At 59.8% G+C, this 22143-nt stretch carries 16 protein-coding genes and 1 pseudogene; 7 read left to right on the top strand and 10 right to left on the bottom strand.

Features of this window, described 5'->3' with window-relative positions:
* Nucleotides 1-6: 6 nt before the first annotated feature.
* Both acs and AB1805_12565 read left to right on the top strand, forming a co-directional pair.
* The gene (gene acs / locus AB1805_12570) at nucleotides 7-2112 is read left to right on the top strand and encodes an acetate--CoA ligase alpha subunit (protein MEW5746257.1); all 2106 of its coding nucleotides are present in this window, start codon (nucleotides 7-9) and stop codon (nucleotides 2110-2112) included.
* The gene (locus tag AB1805_12565) at nucleotides 2109-3188 is read left to right on the top strand and encodes a phosphotransacetylase family protein (GenBank protein ID MEW5746256.1); all 1080 of its coding nucleotides are present in this window, start codon (nucleotides 2109-2111) and stop codon (nucleotides 3186-3188) included. The genes acs and AB1805_12565 overlap by 4 nt, the downstream gene beginning before the upstream one ends.
* Here AB1805_12565 and AB1805_12560 read toward each other — a convergent pair.
* The gene (locus AB1805_12560) at nucleotides 3173-3547 is read right to left on the bottom strand and encodes a response regulator (GenBank protein MEW5746255.1); all 375 of its coding nucleotides are present in this window, start codon (nucleotides 3545-3547) and stop codon (nucleotides 3173-3175) included. The two genes, AB1805_12565 and AB1805_12560, sit on opposite strands and share 16 nt — an antisense overlap.
* On the bottom strand, nucleotides 3540-6956 hold the full coding sequence (locus AB1805_12555; GenBank protein MEW5746254.1) for a response regulator: 3417 nt from the start codon (nucleotides 6954-6956) through the stop codon (nucleotides 3540-3542). The genes AB1805_12560 and AB1805_12555 overlap by 8 nt, the downstream gene beginning before the upstream one ends.
* Nucleotides 6957-7182: 226 nt before the next feature.
* On the opposite strand from AB1805_12555, the gene pilB reads away from it, so the two are divergent.
* Both pilB and AB1805_12545 read left to right on the top strand, forming a co-directional pair.
* Nucleotides 7183-8931, top strand: a complete 1749-nt coding sequence (gene pilB / locus AB1805_12550; protein ID MEW5746253.1) for a type IV-A pilus assembly ATPase PilB — start codon at nucleotides 7183-7185, stop codon at nucleotides 8929-8931.
* 79 nt (nucleotides 8932-9010) lie between these two features.
* Nucleotides 9011-10099 carry a PilT/PilU family type 4a pilus ATPase gene (locus AB1805_12545; GenBank protein ID MEW5746252.1) on the top strand — a complete coding sequence of 363 codons (1089 nt, stop codon included), beginning with the start codon at nucleotides 9011-9013 and terminating at the stop codon, nucleotides 10097-10099.
* Between the two features lie 44 nt (nucleotides 10100-10143).
* Here AB1805_12545 and fdhD read toward each other — a convergent pair whose 3' ends face one another.
* The 8 genes and pseudogenes from fdhD to AB1805_12505 all read right to left on the bottom strand — a co-directional run bounded on the left by fdhD (nucleotide 10144) and on the right by AB1805_12505 (nucleotide 19154).
* Entirely contained in the window at nucleotides 10144-10905 is a 762-nt protein-coding gene (gene fdhD, locus AB1805_12540) for a formate dehydrogenase accessory sulfurtransferase FdhD (GenBank protein ID MEW5746251.1), read from the bottom strand.
* Between the two features lie 86 nt (nucleotides 10906-10991).
* Entirely contained in the window at nucleotides 10992-12554 is a 1563-nt protein-coding gene (locus AB1805_12535) for a GAF domain-containing protein (GenBank protein ID MEW5746250.1), read from the bottom strand.
* A gap of 108 nt (nucleotides 12555-12662) precedes the next feature.
* Nucleotides 12663-15116: a molybdopterin-dependent oxidoreductase gene (locus AB1805_12530; protein ID MEW5746249.1), complete on the bottom strand. Its 2454-nt coding sequence runs from the start codon at nucleotides 15114-15116 to the stop codon at nucleotides 12663-12665.
* 6 nt (nucleotides 15117-15122) lie between these two features.
* Nucleotides 15123-17006 carry an NADH-quinone oxidoreductase subunit NuoF gene (gene nuoF, locus AB1805_12525; GenBank protein ID MEW5746248.1) on the bottom strand — a complete coding sequence of 628 codons (1884 nt, stop codon included), beginning with the start codon at nucleotides 17004-17006 and terminating at the stop codon, nucleotides 15123-15125.
* A gap of 12 nt (nucleotides 17007-17018) precedes the next feature.
* Nucleotides 17019-17402, bottom strand: coding sequence for a (2Fe-2S) ferredoxin domain-containing protein (locus AB1805_12520; GenBank protein MEW5746247.1), 384 nt, complete (start codon nucleotides 17400-17402; stop codon nucleotides 17019-17021).
* Between the two features lie 101 nt (nucleotides 17403-17503).
* Nucleotides 17504-17929, bottom strand: coding sequence for an NAD(P)H-dependent oxidoreductase subunit E (locus tag AB1805_12515; protein MEW5746246.1), 426 nt, complete (start codon nucleotides 17927-17929; stop codon nucleotides 17504-17506).
* A 105-nt stretch (nucleotides 17930-18034) separates the two neighbouring features.
* A pseudogene (locus tag AB1805_12510) lies at nucleotides 18035-18361 on the bottom strand (response regulator).
* A 28-nt stretch (nucleotides 18362-18389) separates the two neighbouring features.
* Nucleotides 18390-19154 (bottom strand): response regulator, encoded by a 765-nt coding sequence (locus AB1805_12505; GenBank protein ID MEW5746245.1) that lies wholly within the window; start codon nucleotides 19152-19154, stop codon nucleotides 18390-18392.
* 323 nt (nucleotides 19155-19477) lie between these two features.
* Between AB1805_12505 and pal the strand changes: the two genes are divergently transcribed.
* Genes pal through moaA form a run of 3 tightly spaced genes read left to right on the top strand, consistent with a single transcriptional unit; the run spans nucleotide 19478 to nucleotide 22036 of the window.
* Entirely contained in the window at nucleotides 19478-20053 is a 576-nt protein-coding gene (gene pal / locus AB1805_12500) for a peptidoglycan-associated lipoprotein Pal (protein ID MEW5746244.1), read from the top strand.
* 2 nt (nucleotides 20054-20055) lie between these two features.
* Nucleotides 20056-21036: a tol-pal system protein YbgF gene (gene ybgF, locus AB1805_12495; GenBank protein MEW5746243.1), complete on the top strand. Its 981-nt coding sequence runs from the start codon at nucleotides 20056-20058 to the stop codon at nucleotides 21034-21036.
* A 22-nt stretch (nucleotides 21037-21058) separates the two neighbouring features.
* Nucleotides 21059-22036: a GTP 3',8-cyclase MoaA gene (gene moaA / locus AB1805_12490; GenBank protein ID MEW5746242.1), complete on the top strand. Its 978-nt coding sequence runs from the start codon at nucleotides 21059-21061 to the stop codon at nucleotides 22034-22036.
* Nucleotides 22037-22143 lie beyond the last annotated feature (107 nt).

Below are 22143 nucleotides of genomic sequence, written 5' to 3'. Positions count from 1 at the left end.
TATCTCATGCTCGACGCTCTTTTCCGTCCAGGCTCCATCGCTGTCGTCGGCGCTTCGAGAGACCCGCAGAAAGTCGGCTATGCGGTCCTGAACAATCTCATACGCTTCAAGTATAACGGGGCAATCTATCCTGTCAATCCCTCGGCCGAGGATATCCTCGGCCTGAAGGCCTACCCGAGCGTCGCTGCAGCGGGCAGCCGCATCGATCTCGCCGTCATCTCCGTGCCTGCCCGCTCTGTTCCCGACACCCTGCTCGAATGTGCCGCAGCAGGCATCACGGCAGTGGTGATCCTGAGCGCCGGGTTCAGGGAGGCGGGCTCCGAAGGGGTGAAGCTGGAGGAGCGGATCAAGGAGATCGGCAGGCAGCACTCCATAAGGATGCTCGGCCCCAACTGCCTCGGCATCATCAACACCTGCAACAGCATGAACGCCTCGTTTGCCGGCGATATGCTGCCCCAGGGGAAGACCGCCTTCTTCTCCCAGTCAGGAGCCCTCGGCATCGCTATCCTCGACTGGGCCATCGGGAACAACATGGGGTTCTCGAAGTTCATCAGCCTCGGGAACAAGGCCGACCTGAATGAGATCGACTTCATTCAGTACTTCATCGACGACCCCGATACCGAGATCATCCTCGGCTACATAGAGGACGTGGTCGACGGCAAACGGTTCCTCGAGGTCGCCCGCAGGGCCACGAAGGTGAAACCGATCATCCTCATAAAGTCGGGCGGCACCGAGGCAGGAGCACGGGCCGCCTCATCGCACACCGGGGCGCTGGCAGGCTCCGAGACCGCCTTCAACGCGGCATTCAGGCAGACAGGCATCATCAGGGCCCGGGGCATTCAGGACCTCTTCGACACCGCCCTCGCCTTTTCGTCGGGGAAGTTCCCTCCCGGCAACCGGATGCTGATCGTCACCAATGCCGGCGGCCCCGGCATACTGGCTGCGGACACCTCCGAGCAGCTCGGCGTCAAGCTGCCGGTCATGACGAAAGAGACTATCGACTCCATGGCAAAGCTGCTGCCCTCGAATGCGTCGCTGTTCAATCCTGTCGATATCATCGGCGACGCCACTTCGGAGCGGTATGCCACGGTCCTGGAACGGGCTGTCGGCGACCCCACTGTCGACGGCATCCTCGTGATACTGACGCCGCAGGCGATGACGGATGTCGATGCTACCGCCGACATTATCATCGCGACCTCGGCGCAGACGGACAAGCCGGTCATCGCCTCCTTCATCGGGGAGGCGCGGGTGAGGGCCGCTCGCGAGAAGCTCAAGGAGCATTCCGTCCCCTCCTTCGCCTACCCCGAAGGAGCGGTAAAGGCGTTCAAACGGCTCTATGAGTTCAATGCTTGGCGGCACAAGCCCGAGGAACGCACCGAGCGCTTCGCGGTCGACAAGGACGCGGCACAGCGCCTCATCGACGGCCTCCTGCAGGAGGGCAGGTATGAGATCGGGGACGACCTGGCTGCGGATATCCTCTCGCAGTACGGCTTCATCTTCCCGGACCGGGGGCTGGCGAGGACCGCGAAGGAGGCGGCCGCGATCGCCGAACGCATAGGGTTCCCCCTCGTCATGAAGATATCCTCTCCCGACATCCTCCACAAGACCGATGTGGGCGGTGTCAGGCTCAATATCAATTCCGAGGTCGCGGCTGAAGATGCCTTCACCGAGATCACGACCAATGCCCGCCGGTTCATGCCCGATGCCTTCATCAACGGCGTCATGCTCTACGAGATGATAAAAGGGGGCAAGGAGGTCATCATCGGCGTCACCTACGACCGGACCTTCGGGCACATGCTCATGTTCGGTCTCGGGGGAATTTACGTAGAGGTCCTGAAGGATGTATCATTCAGGATAGCCCCGGTATCGCGGGCCGAAGCGCTCGCGATGATCAACGGGATCCGGACCGGCGCTCTCCTGAAGGGCGCCCGGGGAGAAAGGCCGGTCGATATCGAGGCGATCGTTGACGGCATACTGCGCGTATCCGCCCTCATCACCGATTTCCCCGTCATCCGCGAGCTCGACATCAACCCGCTCATGGTCATGAACAGGGGAACCTTTGCAATCGATGCACGGATAATATTCGAAAGGGAAAGAAGGAGAACGACATGATCCCGATCTTTATAGCGTCGAACAGGAGCTTCACCGGAAAGACCTTTCTCGTCCTCGGCCTCGCCCAGCGGCTCATCGAAATGGGCTGCAAGGTCGGCTACATGAAGCCCCTCGGGAAGACGCCGGTGAAGAAGGGCAGGGAGGTGTACGACGCGGACGCCATGATCGTGCAGGAGGCGCTGGGGCTCTCCGACCCGCTCAGGCTCATCTCTCCTTTCGTACTGAGCTACGAGACCCAGAACCTGATGTTCGAGGGAAGGCTGCGGGATACGCGGGAGCGGGTCATGGAAGCCTTCGCCGCACAAAAGGATAAAGATTATCTCATCATCGGCGGCGCAGGAGATTTCTTCGAGGGCTCGGTGCTCACGATCGACGCCCTCACCCTCATCAGGGAAATGGACGCCCGCGTCATCATGGTGGAGGCCTGGCGGGGGGACAAGTCCATAGATGCCCTCGTCGGCCCCTGCAAACTGCTGGGGGAGCGGTTTATCGGTGGAGTGGTGAACAAGACGCCCGCCAATACCCTTCCCTATGTCCGCGACACGATCAGGCCCTTCCTCGAGAGGGAGGGAGTGCCCATACTCTCGATCATCAAAAAGGACAGCGTCCTCGAGTCGTTTACGGTAAAAGAACTGAGCGAGCTGCTCAATGGGAAGGTCCTCTGCTGCGAGGACCGGCTCGACGAGCCGGTCGAAAACTTCTCGATAGGCGCCATGGATGTCGAGAGCGCGCTCAAGCACTTCAGGAAGATACCCAACAAGGCGGTCATCACCGGCGCGAACCGATCCGATATCCAGCTGGTCGCCATGGAGACCTCGACCAGGTGCATCATCCTCACCGGCGGACTCTACCCGAACGACGTCGTGCTCGGCAAGGCGATCTCGAACGGCATCCCGATGATCTCCGTCGGCATGGACACCTTTACGACCGTCGACAGGATCGAGGCGATCATGGGAAGGACGAGGATAACCGAAAAGAGCAAGATCACGAGGGCGAAGGAGATCATCGACCAGGAATTCGATATGGAGCGGTTCTTGAAAATAGCTCAAACGCCTCTAGGCTATGAGCGGAGGTAATGCTCCACCGCCTCCAGGAACTCCTTCATCATGATGGGCTTGGCGATATAGCCGTCAAACCCCTTTTCGAGAAAGAGCTCCTTATCGCCCTTCAGCGCGTACGCCGTCAAAGCGATCACCTTGACCTGCTGCATCCCTTCCGAGGACTTGAGCAGCCGGGCAACGGCGCAGCCATCGAGCCCGGGGAGCTGGATATCCAGGAGCACGAGATCGGGAGGCTCTTTTTTCGCCGCTTCGAGGGCCTCCTCCCCGTTTGCCGCCCGCCGGCATTCGTACCCCCCGAGCGTGAGGAAGTCGGCGAAGAGCTCGAGATTGACCGGATTATCTTCGACCACCAGTATCCGGTACTTTCTATCCATATACTTCCACCCTGCTGCCGCCCCGCTTTTTGGCCGTCCTCAACGTCTGGTGCGCCTTGAATATGATCTCCTCCGGGGAGGCAGCGTCCCGCGGGCAGTTGACGACCGCGACGCTCGCGGTGATCTTTCCCTGGGGCATGACATTCTCCCCATAAAAGGGATACGCCTCTATGTGCGAGAGAAAGCGGGCTGCCACCGTCACGGCGGACTCCTTTACCGTGTCGGCGAGGATGACCGCAAACTCGTCGATACCGTAGCGCACCACCGTATCGGAGCCCCTGAGGCTCCTCCTCAGGAAATCGGCGATCTTCCTGATGCAGATATTCGCGCGCGCGATGCCGTGCGCCTTTATATACTCGGTAAACTGGTCGAGATCGATGACGATGACGCTGAAGGTGCTCTTGTACCGCTCGGCCCTGGCAACGTCCTGGGCGAGGCGGAGCTGGAAATAGCAGTGGTCGAAGAGCCCGCTCACCTCGTCGAGCAGTCCCGCCTTTGCAGGGAAGGTGACCTCGAGGTCCCGTATATAGGTGAGGAGATCATCTTTCGTGAAGTGGCTCTTCTGGATGAAATTCTCTATTTTGCCCGCCAGCCGGAGCCGGTCCTCGACCGTCAAATCCTTTGCCGTGAGGATGAGGATCGGCGTGTCCACCACTGCGGGGCTGCTCTTGAGGAGATGTACCACCTCGAAGCCGTCCATTTCAGGCATCATGAGGTCGAGGATGATGAGGTCGGGCTTGTACGAAAGCGCCTTATCGACGCCTTCGGCGCCCGAGGAGGCGGTGATGACATTGTAGCCCGCAGGCTCGAGGATGGACTGCAGCAGCTCCAGCGCCTCGGCATGGTCGTCTATGCAGAGGATATTGATATGCTTTCGGCACCGCTTTACGGTAAGGCTGAGCTCCTCGAGCTTCTTGAGAAGCGCCAGGCGGTCTACCGGTTTTACCAGGTAGTCGAAAGCGCCGAGGGCGAACCCCAGCTCCTTGTTGTCGGTTACCGAGGAGATGATGACCGGGATATCCTTTACCTCGGGGGCGGTCTTGAGCTCCTGGAGCACCTCCCAGCCGTCCTTGCCGGGGAGCATGATGTCGAGGAGAACGGCAAAGGGCTGCAGCTCCTTTGCGCGGCTGAGGGCCTCTTCGCCGGTAAAGGCGTGGGCGACCCGGTATCCGGCTCGGGCGAGATAGAGGGTGAGCACCTCCGAAGTCGACGGATTGTCTTCGACCACGAGGATGAGCGGCGCCGTGCAGCGCCGGCCCCGGGCTGTTTCGGCCTCGAAGGCACCCTCCTGCTGCTGCATATCCGGCGGGACGACGGGAAGCCGCTGTGCAGCGGCCGCAGTGCCGAGGGGTACGACGACGGTGAACGTGCTCCCCTTGCCCTCCTCACTCTCGACCGCTATCTCGCCGCCGTGCAGCTCCACAAGCCTCTTCGTCAGCGCAAGGCCGAGCCCGGTGCCCTCGTACCGCCGCGAAAAACTGCTGTCTCCCTGCTCGAACTCCGAAAAGATGCGGTCCTGGTCCTCGGGCTTGATGCCGATGCCCGTGTCGGCAACAGTGATCACCAGGAGATCGATGTCGCCGGGGAACGCCTCGCTCGCTCCTATGACCGAAGGGAGGTCGGCGCCGCTGACGACCTTCGCCTCGACCGAGACCGCTCCGCCCTCCGGAGTAAACTTCACCGCATTGGAGAGCAGGTTGTACAGTATCTGTTTGAACTTTACACGGTCGGCCCTTATCGGCGGCATGTCCTCGGCCACCTGCACGCTCAACTGCTGCTGCTTCTTCTGCGCCAGCGACCTGATGACCGCATCCACCTCTGCAACGGTCTGCGTAATGAGGAAGGTCTCATGCTGGAGCTCTATTTTCCCCGATTCGATTTTCGCTATGTCGAGCACATTGCTGATAAGCTGCAGGAGATGGCTCCCGGAATTATAGATATTGCTGATGTACCGCTTCTGTCGTTCCGTTACGGGATCGTAGACCTCGTCCATGAGCAGCTCCGAGAAGCCGAGGATGGAGTTGAGCGGGGTCCGCAGCTCGTGGCTCATGGTCGCTATGAACTGGCTCTTCAGCCTGTTGGAGCGATCGAGCTCGCTGTTGGCCCGTTCGAGGTCCCGCGTCCGATCGAGTATCCGCTCTTCCAGCTTATCGTTGAGCTCCTGGAGGTCCATGTTTCTCTCCTCAAGGGCGCGCTCGAGCCGCTTCCGCTCGGTGATATCCTTGCTGATGCCGACCGTTCCGATACGCTCGCCGCTGCTGCTCTTTAAGGCCGAGAGGGTGAGACTGATATCGATGCACCTGCCGTCCCTGGTCTTCAGCTGCGTCTCGTAGTTTGCGATGTAGTCCGTCCTGTCCAGAAGCTCGAGGGTCCGCTCCCGCTCCCAGGGCCTCACCCAGAGCTCGTCAGCCCTCTTGCCGATCATCTCCTCCCTGCTGTAGCCCAGGATCCGTATAGCGCCGTTATTGAACTCGACGATCCTCCCTTCGGCATTCGTCGTCATGATGATGTCGGCGGAGTTGTCGAGCACGCTTTTAAGGTAGTTACGCGTCTCGGAGAGGGTATCGATGAGCCTGAACTTCTCGATGGCATAGGCTGCCTGCGTTCCCAGGAGCGTAAGGAACTCGACCTCCCGCTGCTTCCAGTGCCTCACCTCGAAGTCGTCGATATACAAGATGCCCGTTATCTTCTCATAGGCAAAAAGGGGAACGGCAAGGATACTCTTGATCCGCTCGTTATGGAGCACCTGGTTGTCGATAAAAGGAACCTGCCCGGTATCGGGGATGGCCGTCGGAACCCGTCTGCGGAGGAAATGGTCGGTCATGCCGCCCTGCCGCCGCTTCCACCGGGTCACCTTCGCGAAGTCGGGAGAGAACCCCCGGAAGGCCTTCAGGGTGAGCGTATCACTCGCCTCGTCGTAGAGCGCTATGCTTCCTGCAGGGGCGTTGATGGTGCTGAGCGCCTCGGCCAGGAGCGTATCCAGCACCTCTTCGAGCCTGCCTGCGGAGGTGAGGGAAACACCGATGCGGTAGAGCTCCTGCATCTCCGCAAGGAGCCCATGCACCTCATCCTGCACCTGCCGCCGCTTTTGAAGAAGCTCGCAGAAGACCTGCGCGCTCCTCTTCTCCATGATCTCGGTCCGGGGCGCTTTGCGAGCAGCAAGCTCCGCGCTCACCTCCTCGCTCGAGGTCGCGTTGATCGCGATATCGGGAACCGTTTGGAGGAGCGCTCCCGGGTCCCCATAGACGGGGATGCCCCTTTCCCGGGCGAGCAGGAGCCCGGGGGCATGCGGATTCCGGTCCGCAACACCGGTAATCGTAAGTGCGGATTCCTTGAGCAGCACCGAGAGGAGCGCCGTACCGCTCTCCCCTGCCCCCATTATTGCTACAGTCCCCTTGAAATCATTCATAGATTGTTCCAGTGATCCCGCCTTATCAGGTCGTCAGCTCCATAAAGCAGTGTTGGGGTTAGGCCATAAGGCCCTCTCTCTTTATCGAGAAAATTGCCTCTTGCTTGAGTGAACCGTCCGGAGCATCCCCGCTGCAGTTCAAGCCATTCCCCGGCGCCGAAACCACGGCGCAGAGACGGGGTATCAATAAATTGACAATCCGCTTTTCTTTCAAGTATCTTAAGGGGTGACGGTTGGTACCTCTTTATTAGGGCAGTTATTACTCAAAGCCAAACTCATTTCCGAAGAACAGCTCAACGAGGCGGTCCGCATCCAGAAGCTCGAAGGGAAACGGCTCGGCTCGGTCCTGCTCAAGCTCGGGCATATCAACGAGGAGAGCCTCATCACCTTCCTCAGCAGGCAGTATAACGCCCCGGCCATCAATCTTTCGGACCACAAGATAGACACCTCCCTGCTGAAGCTCGTCCCTTATGAAACGGCAAAGAAGTACCAGCTCATTCCCATATCGAAAGACGGTGCGGCGCTGCGCGTCGCCGTTGTCGATCCCTCCAACAACTTCGCGGTCGACGAAGTGCGGTTCCTTACGGGGATGAAGATATCCGTCCATGTGGCAGCGGAATCGGCCATTATGGAAGCGATCGAGAAGTTCTACCCCAAAAAAGAGGCCCCGAAGGTATCCCTCAAGGGCGGCAAGGCCGGCGACAAGGACATAATGGAGATCGAGGACCTCAACAAGGTCATCGGCAGCGCCCTCGACGACATTACCATCGTCGAAGAGCGGGAAGATAAGGATGCGCCGAAGGAGGTGGACGCGCCGATCGTCCAGCTCGCCAACGGCATCCTGATGAATGCGATAAAATCCCGCACCAGCGATATCCATATCGAGCCCGCCGAGACGCTGCTCAGGGTGCGGTACAGGACCGACGGCGTGCTGCAGCCGGTGCTCAAGCTCCCGGTCAAGATCAAGAACGCCCTCACCTCGCGGATAAAGATAATGTCGCACCTCGATATCTCTGAGCGGAGGCTCCCCCAGGACGGCAGGATCAAGCTGAAGCTCGGCGACGACCGGGAGATCGACTTCAGAGTATCGACGCTCCCGACGCTCTGGGGGGAGAAGATCGTGCTGCGGCTCCTCGACAAATCGAACCTCCAGCTCGACCTCACCATGCTGGGCTTCGACGAGAGACCGCTCCAGGACTTCATGGAGGCGATCGAAAAGCCCTACGGCATGCTGCTCGTCACCGGCCCTACCGGCAGCGGCAAGACAACGACCCTCTATTCCGCACTCTCGCAGCTCAACAAGCCGGGCGTCAATATCATGACTGCCGAGGACCCGGTGGAGTACAACTTCTTCGGTATCAACCAGGTCCAGATCCGCGAGGACATCGGCCTCACCTTTGCCGCAGCCCTGAGGTCCTTCCTGCGGCAGGACCCCGACGTCATCATGGTCGGCGAGATCAGAGACTTCGAGACCGCCGAGATCGCGGTGAAAGCGGCGCTCACCGGCCACCTCGTGCTGAGCACACTCCATACGAATGATGCGCCCAGCACCATAACCCGGCTCATAAACATGGGCATCGAGCCGATCATGGTCTCCTCGTCGGTCATCCTCGTCGTCGCCCAGAGGCTCGCACGGAAAATATGCCCGAGCTGCAAGGAGGAGCAGAGCATCTCCGATACGGTGCTGCTCAAGATGGGCGTCAGTCCCGAGATAATCGGCCAGGCCAAATGCTACGTCGGCATGGGCTGCGCCGAATGCAACAATACCGGGTACAAAGGCCGCATAGCGCTCTACGAGATCATGCCGATCAAGGATGAATTGAAAGAGCTGATCCTCCAGGGCGCCTCGGCGGCAGAGGTCAAACGGGAGGCGGTCCGGCTCGGCATGTCGACCCTCCGCCAGAGCGGCATAAAGAAGATGCTCGAGGGGGTCACCTCGATCGATGAGGTCCTCAGGGTCACCTTCGAAGACTGAGTACAAAACACCCCGCAAAAGAGTATAATACCCGCACCATTTCGGTACAGAACCGCTGAGAGTTTCCAGAGAGGAGAGCATGGCCAAACTTGAAGAATACCTGAAGCTGATGATCGACCGCGGCGCATCGGACCTCCATGTCACCACCGGCAGCCCGCCGAAGCTCCGGATCGTGAAGAAGCTGGTCCCGATCGAAGACTGCCCGCCCCTCACCCCGGACGATACGCAGTCACTCTGCTACAGCATCCTGACCGACCTCCAGAAGCAGAAGTTCGAGGAGAGCAGCGAGCTCGACCTCTCCTTCGGCATCAAAGGGCTGAGCCGCTTCAGGGCCAACATCTTCAGGCAGCGCGGAGCGGTCGCAGGGGCCTTCAGGGCGATCCCGTTCGAGATCAAGACCTGCCGGGAGCTCGGCCTGCCCGACACGGTCGAGGACTTTTCGCGGAAACCGCAGGGGCTCGTGCTCGTCACCGGCCCTGCCGGGACCGGCAAATCGACCACCATGGCCTCGATCATCGACCTCATCAACACCGAACGCGAGGCGCACATCGTCACCATCGAGGACCCGATAGAGTTTCTCCACAACCACAAGAAATGCATCATCAACCAGCGGGAGGTCAACTCGGATACGGCCTCCTTCAGATGCGCGCTGAAAAACATCATGCGGCAGGACCCCGACATCGTCTTCATCGGCGAGCTCCACGATGTCGAGACCATCGAAGCGGCGATCACCATAGCCGAGACAGGGCATCTGACCCTCGGGACGCTCCACACCAATTCGGCGATCCAGACCATCGAGCGGATCATCGACGTCTTCCCCCCCCATCAGCAGGAGCAGATGCGGGTGCAGCTCTCGTCGGTCCTGGAAGGCATCATCTCCCAGCGGTTGATATCACGGATGGACGGCAACGGGCGGGTGATCGCCCTGGAAGTGCTCATCATGACCCCTGCCGTCAGGAGCCTGATACGGGAAGACAAGCTCCACCAGATCTATTCGGTGATGCAGGCGGCGCAGGGGCGTTCGGGCATGCAGACCATGAACCAGTCGCTCTACGAGCTCTATACCAAAGGCCTGATATCGTCGGACGATGCGATCAACTGCTCTCCCATGCCGGAGGTGATGATGCAGATCCTGACAAAAGGCCCCTCAGGCCGCGCCTCGCTGTAGGGGCGTCCGCTGAGAATCACCGCCGAACGGGTGCGCGTCCTCATTCACCGCGCGATCCGCTGCGGGTGGGTATAGATGTTGAAGCGGTCCGCCCGTATGAAGCCGACCACCGTGACCCCGCTCTTCTCGGCGATATCCACGGCGAGGCTCGTCGGGGAGGTCCTGCTCGCCACCATGGGGATGCCCCACTTGGCGCACTTCGAGACGATCTCCGACGAGAGCCGTCCGCTGGCGAGCATGATCTTTCCGTCGAAGGGAATGCCCTCGAGAATCGCGTAGCCGATGATCTTATCGACCGCGTTATGCCTGCCGATGTCTTCGGCGAGACAATAGATCTCCTGCCCGTCGCTCAGCGCAGCGCTGTGCATGCACCCGGTCATCTGGTAGAGCTCCGAGGCGTTCTGGAACCTTCTGAAGAGCTCCTTGAGCCGTTCCGGCGCGACGCGGAACGTATCCTCGATCTTCTGCAGCGACAGCCGCTTCGGAAAGGTGATGCCGCCGATGCAGCCGGAGGTGATCACCGCCCCGTCCATCGAGGCCTCGCCCTCTGCGGGGATATCGACGAGCACGTCCTCGCCGTATTCGATGGACATCCGCTCGGTGCACCAGCCGCCTTTGATGATATCCTCGGTCATGAACATGCCGACCACCAGCTCCCTGACCATGAGCGGCGTACAGTAGAGGCTCAACACCTCCTTGCCGTTGACCGAGACCCGCAGCCGCCGCTCGAGGGCGATGAGGTCCTCCTTCTCCTCGAAGGCATTGCCGCTGTTCTTGAGTATCTTCCGCTTTAAGTATCCTTCCATACAATCCGTGATACGTAATCCGTAACGCGTAATCGGTAACAAACCAAGGAGAGACTTTCTGTCTCTTCCTGATCACCCGTTACGCATCACGCATTACGGCTTTTTAATTGCTCGTACATGCGCGCGTTTTCGATGGCGGTCCCGCAGACTTCAGCCAGCGAGGCGGAAAACGAGATGTCCTCTTCGCTGAACTGCCGCGGGGCATCGGTGAGCAGGCGCAGCACCCCGATAACGCTTCCCTTGGCGACAATGGGGAGCGTCAGCATGCTCTTTATGCCTTCTTCGAGAGCCTCTTTCTGGTAATGTATTCCCGGATCGGTAGTCACATCGTAAATGGCGACCGGCCTGGTCTGGAGCGCCTCCCGCACATTTTCCTCGGTATCGACCGGCCCGCGGGAAAGGTACTTATCGCTCAGGCCGTGGGCTGCGGCCAGCTCCAGCTTCTTTCGGGTCGTATCGAGCAGCCGTATCGTCGCTGCCCTGAGGTGCATGACCTCGGGGAGCTTTCTCACGATGAGGAGCAGCACCTCATCGAGGTCGAGCGTGGAGCTCACCGCCTTGGTCACCTCCTCGAATACCCGCAGGTACTCCTTTGCCCGCGACACCGTGGACTCGAACATCCGCGCGTTCATGATCGCAATCGCCGCCTGCTCCGCTATCGCGGTCATGAACTTCATATCTTCAGACTTGTACTTCACCGGCTCGCCGGTATACATCCTCAGTACGCCGATCACCTCTTTCTTGAAGGCTACGGGGATCGAAAGAATGCTCCGTATGCCTTCCTCTTCGGCCTCCCTGCGGTACCGCGCCTCGGGGTCGGCGCTGATATCGTAGATCGAGACCGCCTTGCCGGCGAGCGCATCGTAGATGCTCGGGTCGTAGTCCACCGGCCCTTTCTTGATGTACTTCTCGCTGAGGCCGTGATGCGCGGCCACTTCGAGCGTCTGCGTCTCTTTGTTGAGGAGTCTCAGCATGCAGGCCTTGACGCTCATCACCTTGACGGCGTTCGTCACGATCAGGTTGAGCACTTCGCTCAGGGAGAGGCTCGAGCTTATGGCCTTGCAGATCTTCTGGTAGCTCTCGAGGTAGATCTTCTTCTCGAAGATTTTATCCGCACAGTCGGGGCAGACCCCGTGCGTGAAGACACCGAAGCCCTCGTTGGTAAGATACTTCTCGATCTGGTTCCAGGTATCCTCTTCGGTCCTGATCTTTTTGCACCAGGCGCAGATAGGGATGAGACGGTCCCGCCGCTGGTCCCTCACACGGGCCTCCACGACCGGGAAGACCCGTGCGTTGTCTCTCAGCAGCGACAGGACCCCGATCACCTTCCCCCCCTTGAGCACAGGGGAGGCGAGCTCCTCGACAAAACGCTTCTCGTCATCCCTGCCCACGAGGACGAGATTCTTTACTACCGGCTTGCCTGATTGGAGGCAGAGGACCGCAGGGTATTCGTAGGCCGGGATCGGGCTTCCTGCCTCATCCTCGTAGCGTATCGCTTCATCGCAGCGCTTCTTCCGGACATCTCCGGGCGCGTAGCCGGTGAGGGCCTCCGCCCCCCTGTTCCAGTACTCTATCTTCCTGTCGGAAGCGACATAGTAGACGCCGTCATCTATGCTGTTCAAAATATCGAAATCACGCTGACCGAACATCTGTGTATTATATCACTTTTGGTTATGGCCGGTGCACACGGAAGAGGAGAAGAAAGGCCCCGGGAGAGCGTATCACTCTCCCCGGGCCCGTCATTAAGCGAAGCGGTGTCAGGCTGCTTCGACCCTTACCGGCACGAGAGGCAACCCCCCGTTTGCCGAGGGATAGGTCAGCGTATTGATCTTCGCATGGGCGAAGTGAATCGGTGCAAAGACGGTCCCTTCAGGCACCTCATCGGAGATCATCGCCTTCAGGAAGACCTCGCCCCGCTTCGAGACGACCTTGACGAAGCCCTCGTCATTCACCCGGTACTTCCGCGCATCCCTCGAATTGATCTGGAGATAGGCATCCGCCACCACGGTATCGAGGTTCTTCGAAAGGACCGAGAGCGCTCCCGAATGCTGCAGGACGTTCGCGGTGACGAGGAACATGGGGTACTGGTCGCTCACCATCTCCATCACCTCGTAGGAGACGGGGTTGAACGCGGGGGTCCCCTCCTCCTTCTGCCCCGAGATGACGAGGTCCGTTATGGAGGACCTGATCTCGGCGAGGTCCTTCAGCCCGAGGTCCTTGTTCATGAGCCGGGCAAGATTTCTGAAGATCTTCCAGTCCGCAGTAGACTGGCCGGTCTCGGCGATGAGCTTCTCGATCTTCTGGATGCTTCCGGCAGCGTTCATGAAGCTGCCTTCCTTCTCGCCCCAGCTCGAGGCAGGGAGCACCACGTCGGCAAGCTTCGCCGTCTCGGTGAGGAAGATATCCTGTACGATCAGCAGGTCGAGCCCCTTGAGGGTCCGCTCCACCGCGGTCGCATCCGGGAACGAGACGAGGGGATTCTCGCCCATGATATACAGCGCCCTTACAGCGCCAGGCTTGTAGAGCATCTCCTGGGCGTTTTTTCCTCCTGCAAGGGGGCGCACCCCGACCATCCACATGCCGAGCGTATTCGAAAACTCCGCAGGAACCTGGAGCGTCTCGGGAGCATCGCCCATGAGGAGCACGAGGTTGGCAGCAGCGAGGAGCGTGCTCGCGCTCTTCGCATTTTCGGAGGCTCCCGACGTTATGGTGATGAGCCGCTTTCCGGCGCCCGCATAATCACGCGCGAGCTTTGCGATAGTCTCCTCGGACAGCCCGGTGATCTTCGCCACGGAAGCCAGGGAGATGTCCTTGAGGCTGTTGGTGAGGTTGACGAAGTTCGATACCTTCGTCGCCGTGTCCTTGTTGTAGAGCCCTTCCTCCATGATCACCTTCGCCATCCCGTTCAGGAGAGCGACCCCCGAGCCGGGACGGGTCTGGAGAAACCGCGAGCTGTTCCGGGCGATCTTCGTCTCTTTCGAATCGACCACGACCAGCTCTGCGCCGGCCTGCTTCGCCTCGATGAACTTCAGGCCCCAGACAGGGAGGGTGGAGGTGATATCGGAGTCGACGACGAGCATGAAGTCCGCTTTCAGCGGCGCCTCCCACTCGATCGGCAGGCGGTCGATGCCGAAGGCCGCCTCTATCGCCTTCTGGGCCTTCGCATAGCCGAAGCGCGCCGCAGAGTCGATGCTGTCCGTTCCGATAACGTCGCGCATGAAGCGCTGCAGCATGTAGTTGTCCTCGAGCGTGCACCGCTGCGACCCGACGGCCCCTATGGCCGCCGGCCCGTGCTGGGCCTTGATCGCCTCCAGTCTCTTCGTGACGTAGTCGAGAGCCTCCTCCCACGAGACCCGGACGAGCTGCCCGTCCTTTTTGATCATCGGGGTCGTCAGCCTGTTCTCGGAATAGATATAGTCGAAACCGAAGCGGCCCTTGCTGCAGAGGTCGCCCTCGTTGATGCCGACGCCCTCTTTCCCGCGGGCGCGCATGATCCTGCCCTCCCTGAGGCTCACATTCGTGGTGCAGCCGCAGCCGCAGTAGGGACAGATCGTCTCGTGCTCGTCCATGAACCATACCCTCGACTGGAACCGGTAGGGCTTACTGCCGAGCGCGCCCACCGGGCAGGTATCGATGCACTGGCCGCAGAACTCGCAATCGAGCGTCTCTTCGAAGGCGGGGCTTATCTTCGACTTGAAGCCCCTGCCGATGATGTTGATCGCGCCGACGCCCTGGTGCTCATGGCATACCCTGACGCATTTGCCGCAGAGGATGCAGCGGTTGGGGTTTCGTTCGATGATGGGGGCGTCGATCCTCTCGGGGTCGCTCTTCCGCTGGCCCGTGAACCGGCTCTGCGTCGGCCCGTACTTGAAGGCGAGGTCCTGGAGCGCGCACTCTCCCGCCTTATCGCAGACAGGGCAGTCGAGCGGATGGTGCACGAGCAGGAGCTCGAGGACCGTCTTCCGCGCCTTGGCGAGCTTCGGCGTCTCGGTATGCACGATCATGCCCTCCTCGGCAGGCGTGGAGCAGGCGGCGAAGAGCCTCTTCTGGCCCTCCAGCTCGACGACGCAGAGCCTGCAGCCGCCGTAGGGCCTCAGCCGCTTGTCGTAGCAGAGGTTGGGAATATAGATGTCGTTTTTCAGCGCAGCCTGGAGGATCGTCGTCCCCGGCTCGGTCTTGACGGCCTTTCCGTTTATCGTAAGTTCCATCATTGGTGGTTACTCCTCCTTTCCCGCGAGGGTGGCGGCCACTTTGTCTCTCAGGGCTGCCTGGTCGGTCGTCTCTTTCAGCGCTTCGCGCATGCTCAACGGCCCGATCTTTATCGAATCGAACTTGCACGCTTCGTAGCACGAGCGGCACTGGATGCACTTCGACTGATCGATGCGGTGGGCCGCTTTCTTCTCTCCCGCTACCGCGGCTTGGGGGCAGACCCGCTTGCAGGCGCCGCAGCCCTTGCACTTCTCTTCATCGACATAGAAGGTGCAGAGGTCCTTGCAGACGCCGGTCTTGCACCACTGCTCATGGATATGGGATTCGTACTCCTCCTTGAAGTACTTGATGGTGGTCAGGACCGGGTTGGGCGCGGTCTGGCCGAGGCCGCAGAGCGAAGTCGAGATGATGTCCTGCGACATATCCTGGAGGAGCGCGATATCGCCGGGCTTGCCCTTTCCTTCCGTTATATTGGTCAGGATGTCGAGCATGACCGTAGTGCCGATCCTGCAGGGCGGGCATTTGCCGCACGACTCCTCGGCAGTGAACTCGAGGAAGAATTTGGCGACGCTCACCATGCAGTTCAGGTCGTTCATGACGACCATACCGCCCGACCCGATGATCGCGCCGGTCTGCACGATGTCCTCATAGGTGACCGGGGTGTCGAGGAGATGTTCGGGGATACAGCCTCCCGACGGACCGCCGAGCTGCACCGCCTTGAACTTCCGCCCCTTCGGGATGCCGCCGCCGATGTCGTAGATGATCTTTTTGAGCGGGATGCCCATGGGCACTTCGATGAGACCGATATTGTTGATCGCGCCGCTCAGGGCGAAGACCTTGGTGCCGGTCGACTTCTCGGTGCCGAGGCTGCGGTACCAGTCGCCGCCGTTCAGGATGATCTGCGGGATATTCGCATAGGTCTCGACGTTGTTGAGGACCGTAGGCTTGTCCCAGAGCCCCTTGACGGCGGGGAAGGGCGGACGCGGACGCGGCATGCCCCGCTTGCCTTCGAGAGACCGCATGAGCGCGGTCTCCTCGCCGCAGACAAAGGCGCCGGCGCCCTGGTAGATCTCGATGTCGAGATTGAAGCCGGTGCCGAGGATATCGTCGCCGAGCAGCCCGTGCTCCCTGGCCTGGTTTATGGCGAGCTGCAGACGGCTGACGGCCAGGGGATACTCCGCCCGGACGTAGATATAGCCCTTGTTCGCACCGATCGCCTTTGCGCCGATGATCATTCCCTCGAGGACCACATGGGGGTCGGCCTCCATGATGCTTCTGTCCATGAACGCGCCGGGGTCGCCCTCGTCGCCGTTGCAGAGAATGAACTTCTGATCGCCCTTCACCTTCGAGCAGAACTCCCACTTCATTCCCGTCGGGAACCCGGCGCCGCCGCGGCCCCGGAGCCCCGAGCGCTTCATCTCCTCGATGACCTGCTGGGGAGTCATTTCGGTCAGCGCCTTTGCAGCGGCCTGGTAACCGTCGCGGGCGATATACTCTTCGATCTTCTCGGGGTCGATGAGCCCCTTGTTCCGGAGCGCCCTCAAGACCTGGAGATTGAAGAAGGGGATATCTTTCGTCAGCGGGATGGTCTGCTTCTTGAGCGGTTCCTTGTACAGGAGGCGCTGTACCGGCCGCCCCTTGATGAAGTGCTCTTCAACGATCGTCGGCACATCGGCGGCCGTCACCTTCTCGTAGAAGATATCGTCGGGGTAGACGGTCATGACCGGGCCCTCGGCGCAGAAGCCGTTGCAGCCGGTCAGCACGATGTTGATCTCGTTCTGGAGCCCTCGTTTATTTATTTCCGCATCGAATGCGGTCTTCAGCTTCAAGCTGCCGCCGGCGATACAGCCGGTCCCTCCACACAGCATTACATTAGTACGGTAGTTGCTCATTCTCTTTCCCCCTTAGTACGAAGTCTCGCAGCCCATTGCAAGGGCGTATTCCTGAACCGGCTGGCCCTTCATGACATGCTCGTCGAAAATCTTCCTCATCTTCTCTTCAGTGAGCGCGATATACTTGACCGGCGGCTGGTTCAGCATCTCGACCGTGGCCATCGGCTCCTTGCTGCAGAAGCCCGCGCATCCCGACGTGGTGACCGCGACGTCCTTGACGCCGTTCTTCGCCAGCTCGTCGAGGAGCGCTTCCATGACCTTTCGCGCGCCTGCCGCAATACCGCAGGTGCCCATATGTATCGTCACCTTCGCCCTGCTGCCGCCCTCTCTCAGGGTGAGCATGGCCTTGTAGTCTTCCTTGATCTTCTTCAAATCGTCCACGGTAAGCCTGGGCATACTGACCTCCTCTTTCTTATAAATCCTGAATTCTAATAGCTGAACTCCCAATCCGGTTGAGAGGTTAGAGTTTCGTATTTAGAATTCAGAGTTTGTTTTCTCTAGTATTCCTTCAGCAGATCCATAACCTTGACCGGGTTCACCGACCCGAACGTATCCTTGTCAACCACCACGACCGGCGCGAGCCCGCAGGCGCCGAGGCAGCGGACCGTCTCGAGCGAGAACTTCTTGTCCGTGGTGATGCCGCCCACCTCGACCTCGAGTCCGTCGCTCAGCTTCTTCACGATCTCTTCGGCGCCCTTGACGTAGCAGGCGGTGCCGAGGCAGACGCGCACATTGTGCTTGCCCTTCGGCTTCATGGTGAAGAAGGAATAGAACGAGACGACGCCGTGCACTTCGCTCACCGGCAGCTTCAGTCCGCGGGCGATATGCCGCTGCACGATGGGAGGGAGATACCCGATCAGCTCCTGCGCTTCCTGCAGTACGGGGATGAGGGCGCCCGGCTTGCCTTTGTACTGCTTTATGATCGCGTCGAGCTTCGCCGCCGCCTCTTCCGTGTACTCCTCGCCCTCTTTCTCGGGGCCTGCGCCCTTCTTCTTCAGCTCGACGGCCTTATTGGCCACTTCGAGGAGCAGCGCCGGCGAAAAGGGCTTCGGAAGGTAATCGACGATACGGTGGCTCAACGACTCCTTTATGCTGTCCTGCGAGGGGTAGCCCGTTACCACGACGATGTTGATATCAGGGTCCTTCGTCCTCACCTGTTTCATGAATTCGAGGCCGTCCATCTCGGGCATCTTGAGGTCCGTAATGATCAGGTCGTACGAATTCCTGCCGAGCATGTCCAGGCCCTCTTTCGCAGAGGCCGCGGTAGCGACCTCGTATCCCTCGGGACCGAGGATCCGCTCGCAGCTCCTGCGCACAATCAGTTCGTCGTCGACGACAAGGATAGTTCCCTTCATCCCTTATCCTCCTTTATCCTTTATTCACTTATGCTTTAACCGGATTTATGCGGGCGAGCCAGAGGAACCACCCCTCGCACAGGTAATCCTTGGCAAGGGAGCAGATCGCCTCGTTCGCATGGCTGTTGATCTCCTGCACTACTCCCGTCATGGGAGCCTTTATTTCGTAGATACGCCCGTCCCCGGAGAGCAGCTTCGCAAAGGGCTCGCCGGTAGTCACCGCCTTCACGCTGTTCAGCAGATCGACATAGAGCATCTGGCCGCTGATGAGGAAGTGCCGCACATCGACCCCCACTTCCCACGAGCCGTTCTTGAGCGGCCGCGCCCAGGAGCCGTCCTTATAGAAGATGGTGAGATTATCGAGATCCGAGGCCGGCACGATATATTCCTTGAAGCGGTCGATATAGGCCTTCTTCAGGATCCAGCCCCGTTTGTCGAATACCCGGTTCGCCACATTCAGCATGAAGTCGGGAGTAAAGGGCTTCTCGAGGTACTCGAGAGCGCCGAGCCGGATCGACTCCTTTGCGTCCTCGAGCGTCGGGTAGCCGGTGACGACGACCACATCCGCCTTGGGCTGTATCGTCTTCGTCTCCTGGATGACCTTGAGCCCGTAGACATCGGGGAGCCTGATATCGGTGATGACGAGATCGAACTCCTCCTTCGACAGTTTGTCCACGGCGCCTGCCCCGTCCTCTACCGTAAACACGGTAAACCCTTCTCCGCCCAGTATCCTCTTGCAGCTGAGGCCGACAACAGGGTCGTCATCTACAACCAGTATCCGCTGCTTATCCATGGTGTCCCCCTTCATTAGGTGGTGTTATGACAGTAACTGTTCATGCGACAATGTTTTGCAAGAATGATACCAGGAGCGGAAAGGCGCGCATTTCTACTAGTTTAACTCTTTCGGCACGAAAAAGTGTATAAGAAACTTATACACTGCTGCGCTGCACACGCCGCTGCATAAGCCGTGAGAACCATTTGTAAAAATATCATCTATTCCGCCGCCGTGCAACCTGTATATTTTTTCGTGACACCTGTCCCTCTGCGGAGAAAGTTGCACAGACATAGGATATTTGTTAAATTAGTGGTAATCAACAAACCCTGGAGGAGGAAGTGATGAAACGTTTTATGGCCATATTCCTGGTCGTCCTCGGGCTCGTGACTGCCCTCGGGTGTGCGCAGAAGAGAGTTGCTCAGGCTCCTGAGCAGCCTGTTCAACCCGGGGTCATCACTGAAGATAAACAAAAAGCCGCTGTCCCGGAAGCAGGAGAGGCGGGAAGGGAACGCATAACGGAACAGCAGCCGCCGAAGACCGAACAGGCCGACCTCCAGGCCCCGCCGAAGGAGCTCCCGGTAACGATGGAGGACATCTATTTCGATTACGACCAGTATGCCGTCAGGGATGATGCGAAGCCGGTGCTCAAGGACCTTGCGAAGTTCCTCTCGAATAACAGGAATGCAAAGGTCGTTATCGAGGGGCACTGCGATGAGCGGGGCACCGATGAATACAACCTCGCCCTGGGAGATAAGCGTGCGCATTCCGTCAGGGAGTTCCTCATCGCCCTCGGCATCCCCTCCAGCAGGATCGATACGGTAAGCTACGGCGAGGAGCGGCCCCTCTGCACCGAGAGCACCGAAGCGTGCTGGGCAAAGAACAGAAGGGCGCATTTCGTGCTGGTGGAAGGGAAGTAGTCATGCCGTGTCGAGGGAGGCATCTGAACTATTTCGGTCATCTGTTCCTCGTCCTCCTCGTCCTGGCGGGGGGCGCGGGCTGTGTCACCACCGGCGACGAGCTGCGCAATGATATGGCAGCAGTCCAGATGGATACGCTGGGCCAGAGAAAAGAAGTGGCCCAGTTGAAAGCGTCCATAGCAGAGCTGGAGCGGGAGCTCGCTGCCGTGAAGGAGCAGAATCTCGGTGCGCTGCGCGAGAGCCAGTCGTCGCTGCTCAGCCAATCCTCCGACCTCTCGAAGGAGGTCCAGCTGCTGAAAGGCCGCTTTGACGAGAACCGCTACTTCATCGACAAGGCGCTCAAGGATTCGCTCTCGGAGCGCGAGCTCCAGGCAGCGCGGGTCGCGAGCCTCGAAAACGAGCTGAAGGATATCAGGTCGAAGTTCGCGGCGCTGAGCGCCGAATTCGCCGCGGTGCAGCAGGCTGCGCGGGCTCAGGCTCAGCCTCAGCCTCTCCCCGACGGCGCACAGCAGGAAGGAGCTCCGGCGATGAAGGGGACGCCGGAGGCGGGCGACAGCGCCTCGTCCCAGCGCTTCTACGACGATGCGCAGATCGATCTCAAAGAGAAGCGGTTTGGCGAAGCGCGCGAGAAGTTCGAGCGCTTCGTGAAGGATTTTCCCCAGCATACACTGGCGCCGAACGCCCAGTTCTGGATCGGCGAGTCTTATTACGGGGAGAGGAAATACGAGGACGCCATCCTTTCGCACGAAAATTTCCTGAAGAAGTACCCGGACCACGACAAGTCGAGAGGCGCCATGCTCAAGCAGGCCTACTCGTTCATCGAGCTGGGAGACCGGAAGACGGGCAAGGTTATCCTCGAGCGGCTGATAGAGAAATACCCGCAGTCTGCAGAAGCGGAGCTCGCGGAGAAGAAGATCGCCGAGGTCCTCGGCAGCCAGCACAAGAACGCCGCTCCGGCCAGGAACACCAAGAAAAAGAAGTAAGGCCGGACCGTTCAGGGGACGCATGCAGGACAAATTCGAGCGGGTCATCGACTACATGAGGATCTCGATCATCGATCGCTGCAACCTCAGGTGTGTCTACTGCATGCCCTCGGAGGGCGTCAAGCCGGTCCAGCACAAGAGCATTCTCAGCTATGAGGAGATTCTGCGGGTCGTCCGCATCGCGGCGCGGCTCGGCGTGCGGAAGATCCGGATCACCGGCGGCGAACCGCTGGTCAGAAAGAACCTGGTCTATCTCATCGCCTCGCTCAGCAGCATCAACGGCATCGAGGACATAAGCCTCACCACCAACGGCCTGCTCCTGAAGAAGCTCGCCCGCCCCCTGGCCGAAGCGGGGTTGAAGAGGGTCAATATCAGTCTCGACTCGCTCGATTCCGAACGGTACAAGGAAATCACCCGGGGAGGCAGCATTACGAATGTGCTCGAAGGGATACAGGAGGCCGAGCACGCCGGCCTCCTCCCGATAAAGATCAACATGGTCCCGCTGCGCGGGCTCAATGACGACGAAATCGAGGAGTTCGCCCGGCTGACCATGCGGACCCCCTATCATGTGCGCTTTATCGAGTTCATGCCCATCGGTGCGCGGGACCTCTGGAGCAAGGAAAAATATATCTCCACCGATGAAATAAAGCAGCGGGTCGAGACCATTGCGCCGCTCGCCCCGGTGAGGGCGCGGAAGGCAGGCCCGGCCCGTTACTTCAGGTTCACCGACGCGCCCGGCGTCATCGGGTTCATAAGCCCCCTTACCCACCACTTCTGCGGCTCCTGCAACCGGCTGAGGCTCACGTCGGACGGAAAGTTGAGGCCCTGCCTCTTTTCGGAGACCGAGATCGACCTCAAGTCGGCGATGAGGGACGATGCTTCGGACAGCGAGATCGAGCGGCTCCTCCGCCTCGCCGTTGAAGTAAAGCCGCAAGGACATTCCCTTGAGCACGAGAAGAGCATCGTCCGCCTGAAGCCGATGTCCAGGATCGGAGGGTAACGAACAGCAAACTCTAGACCCGAATCTCTAACTTCTAAACAAAAGCACCCTTATCTGGACTCACCCGGTATCGAGGGGTCAGGGTTTCACGGGTAGAATTTAGGATT

Source organism: Nitrospirota bacterium (genome assembly GCA_040752355.1).
GTDB lineage: Bacteria > Nitrospirota > Thermodesulfovibrionia > Thermodesulfovibrionales > Dissulfurispiraceae > JBFMCP01.
The sequence above is the reverse complement of the archived record's forward strand: the minus strand, read 5'-3'. Positions and strand labels throughout refer to the sequence as shown.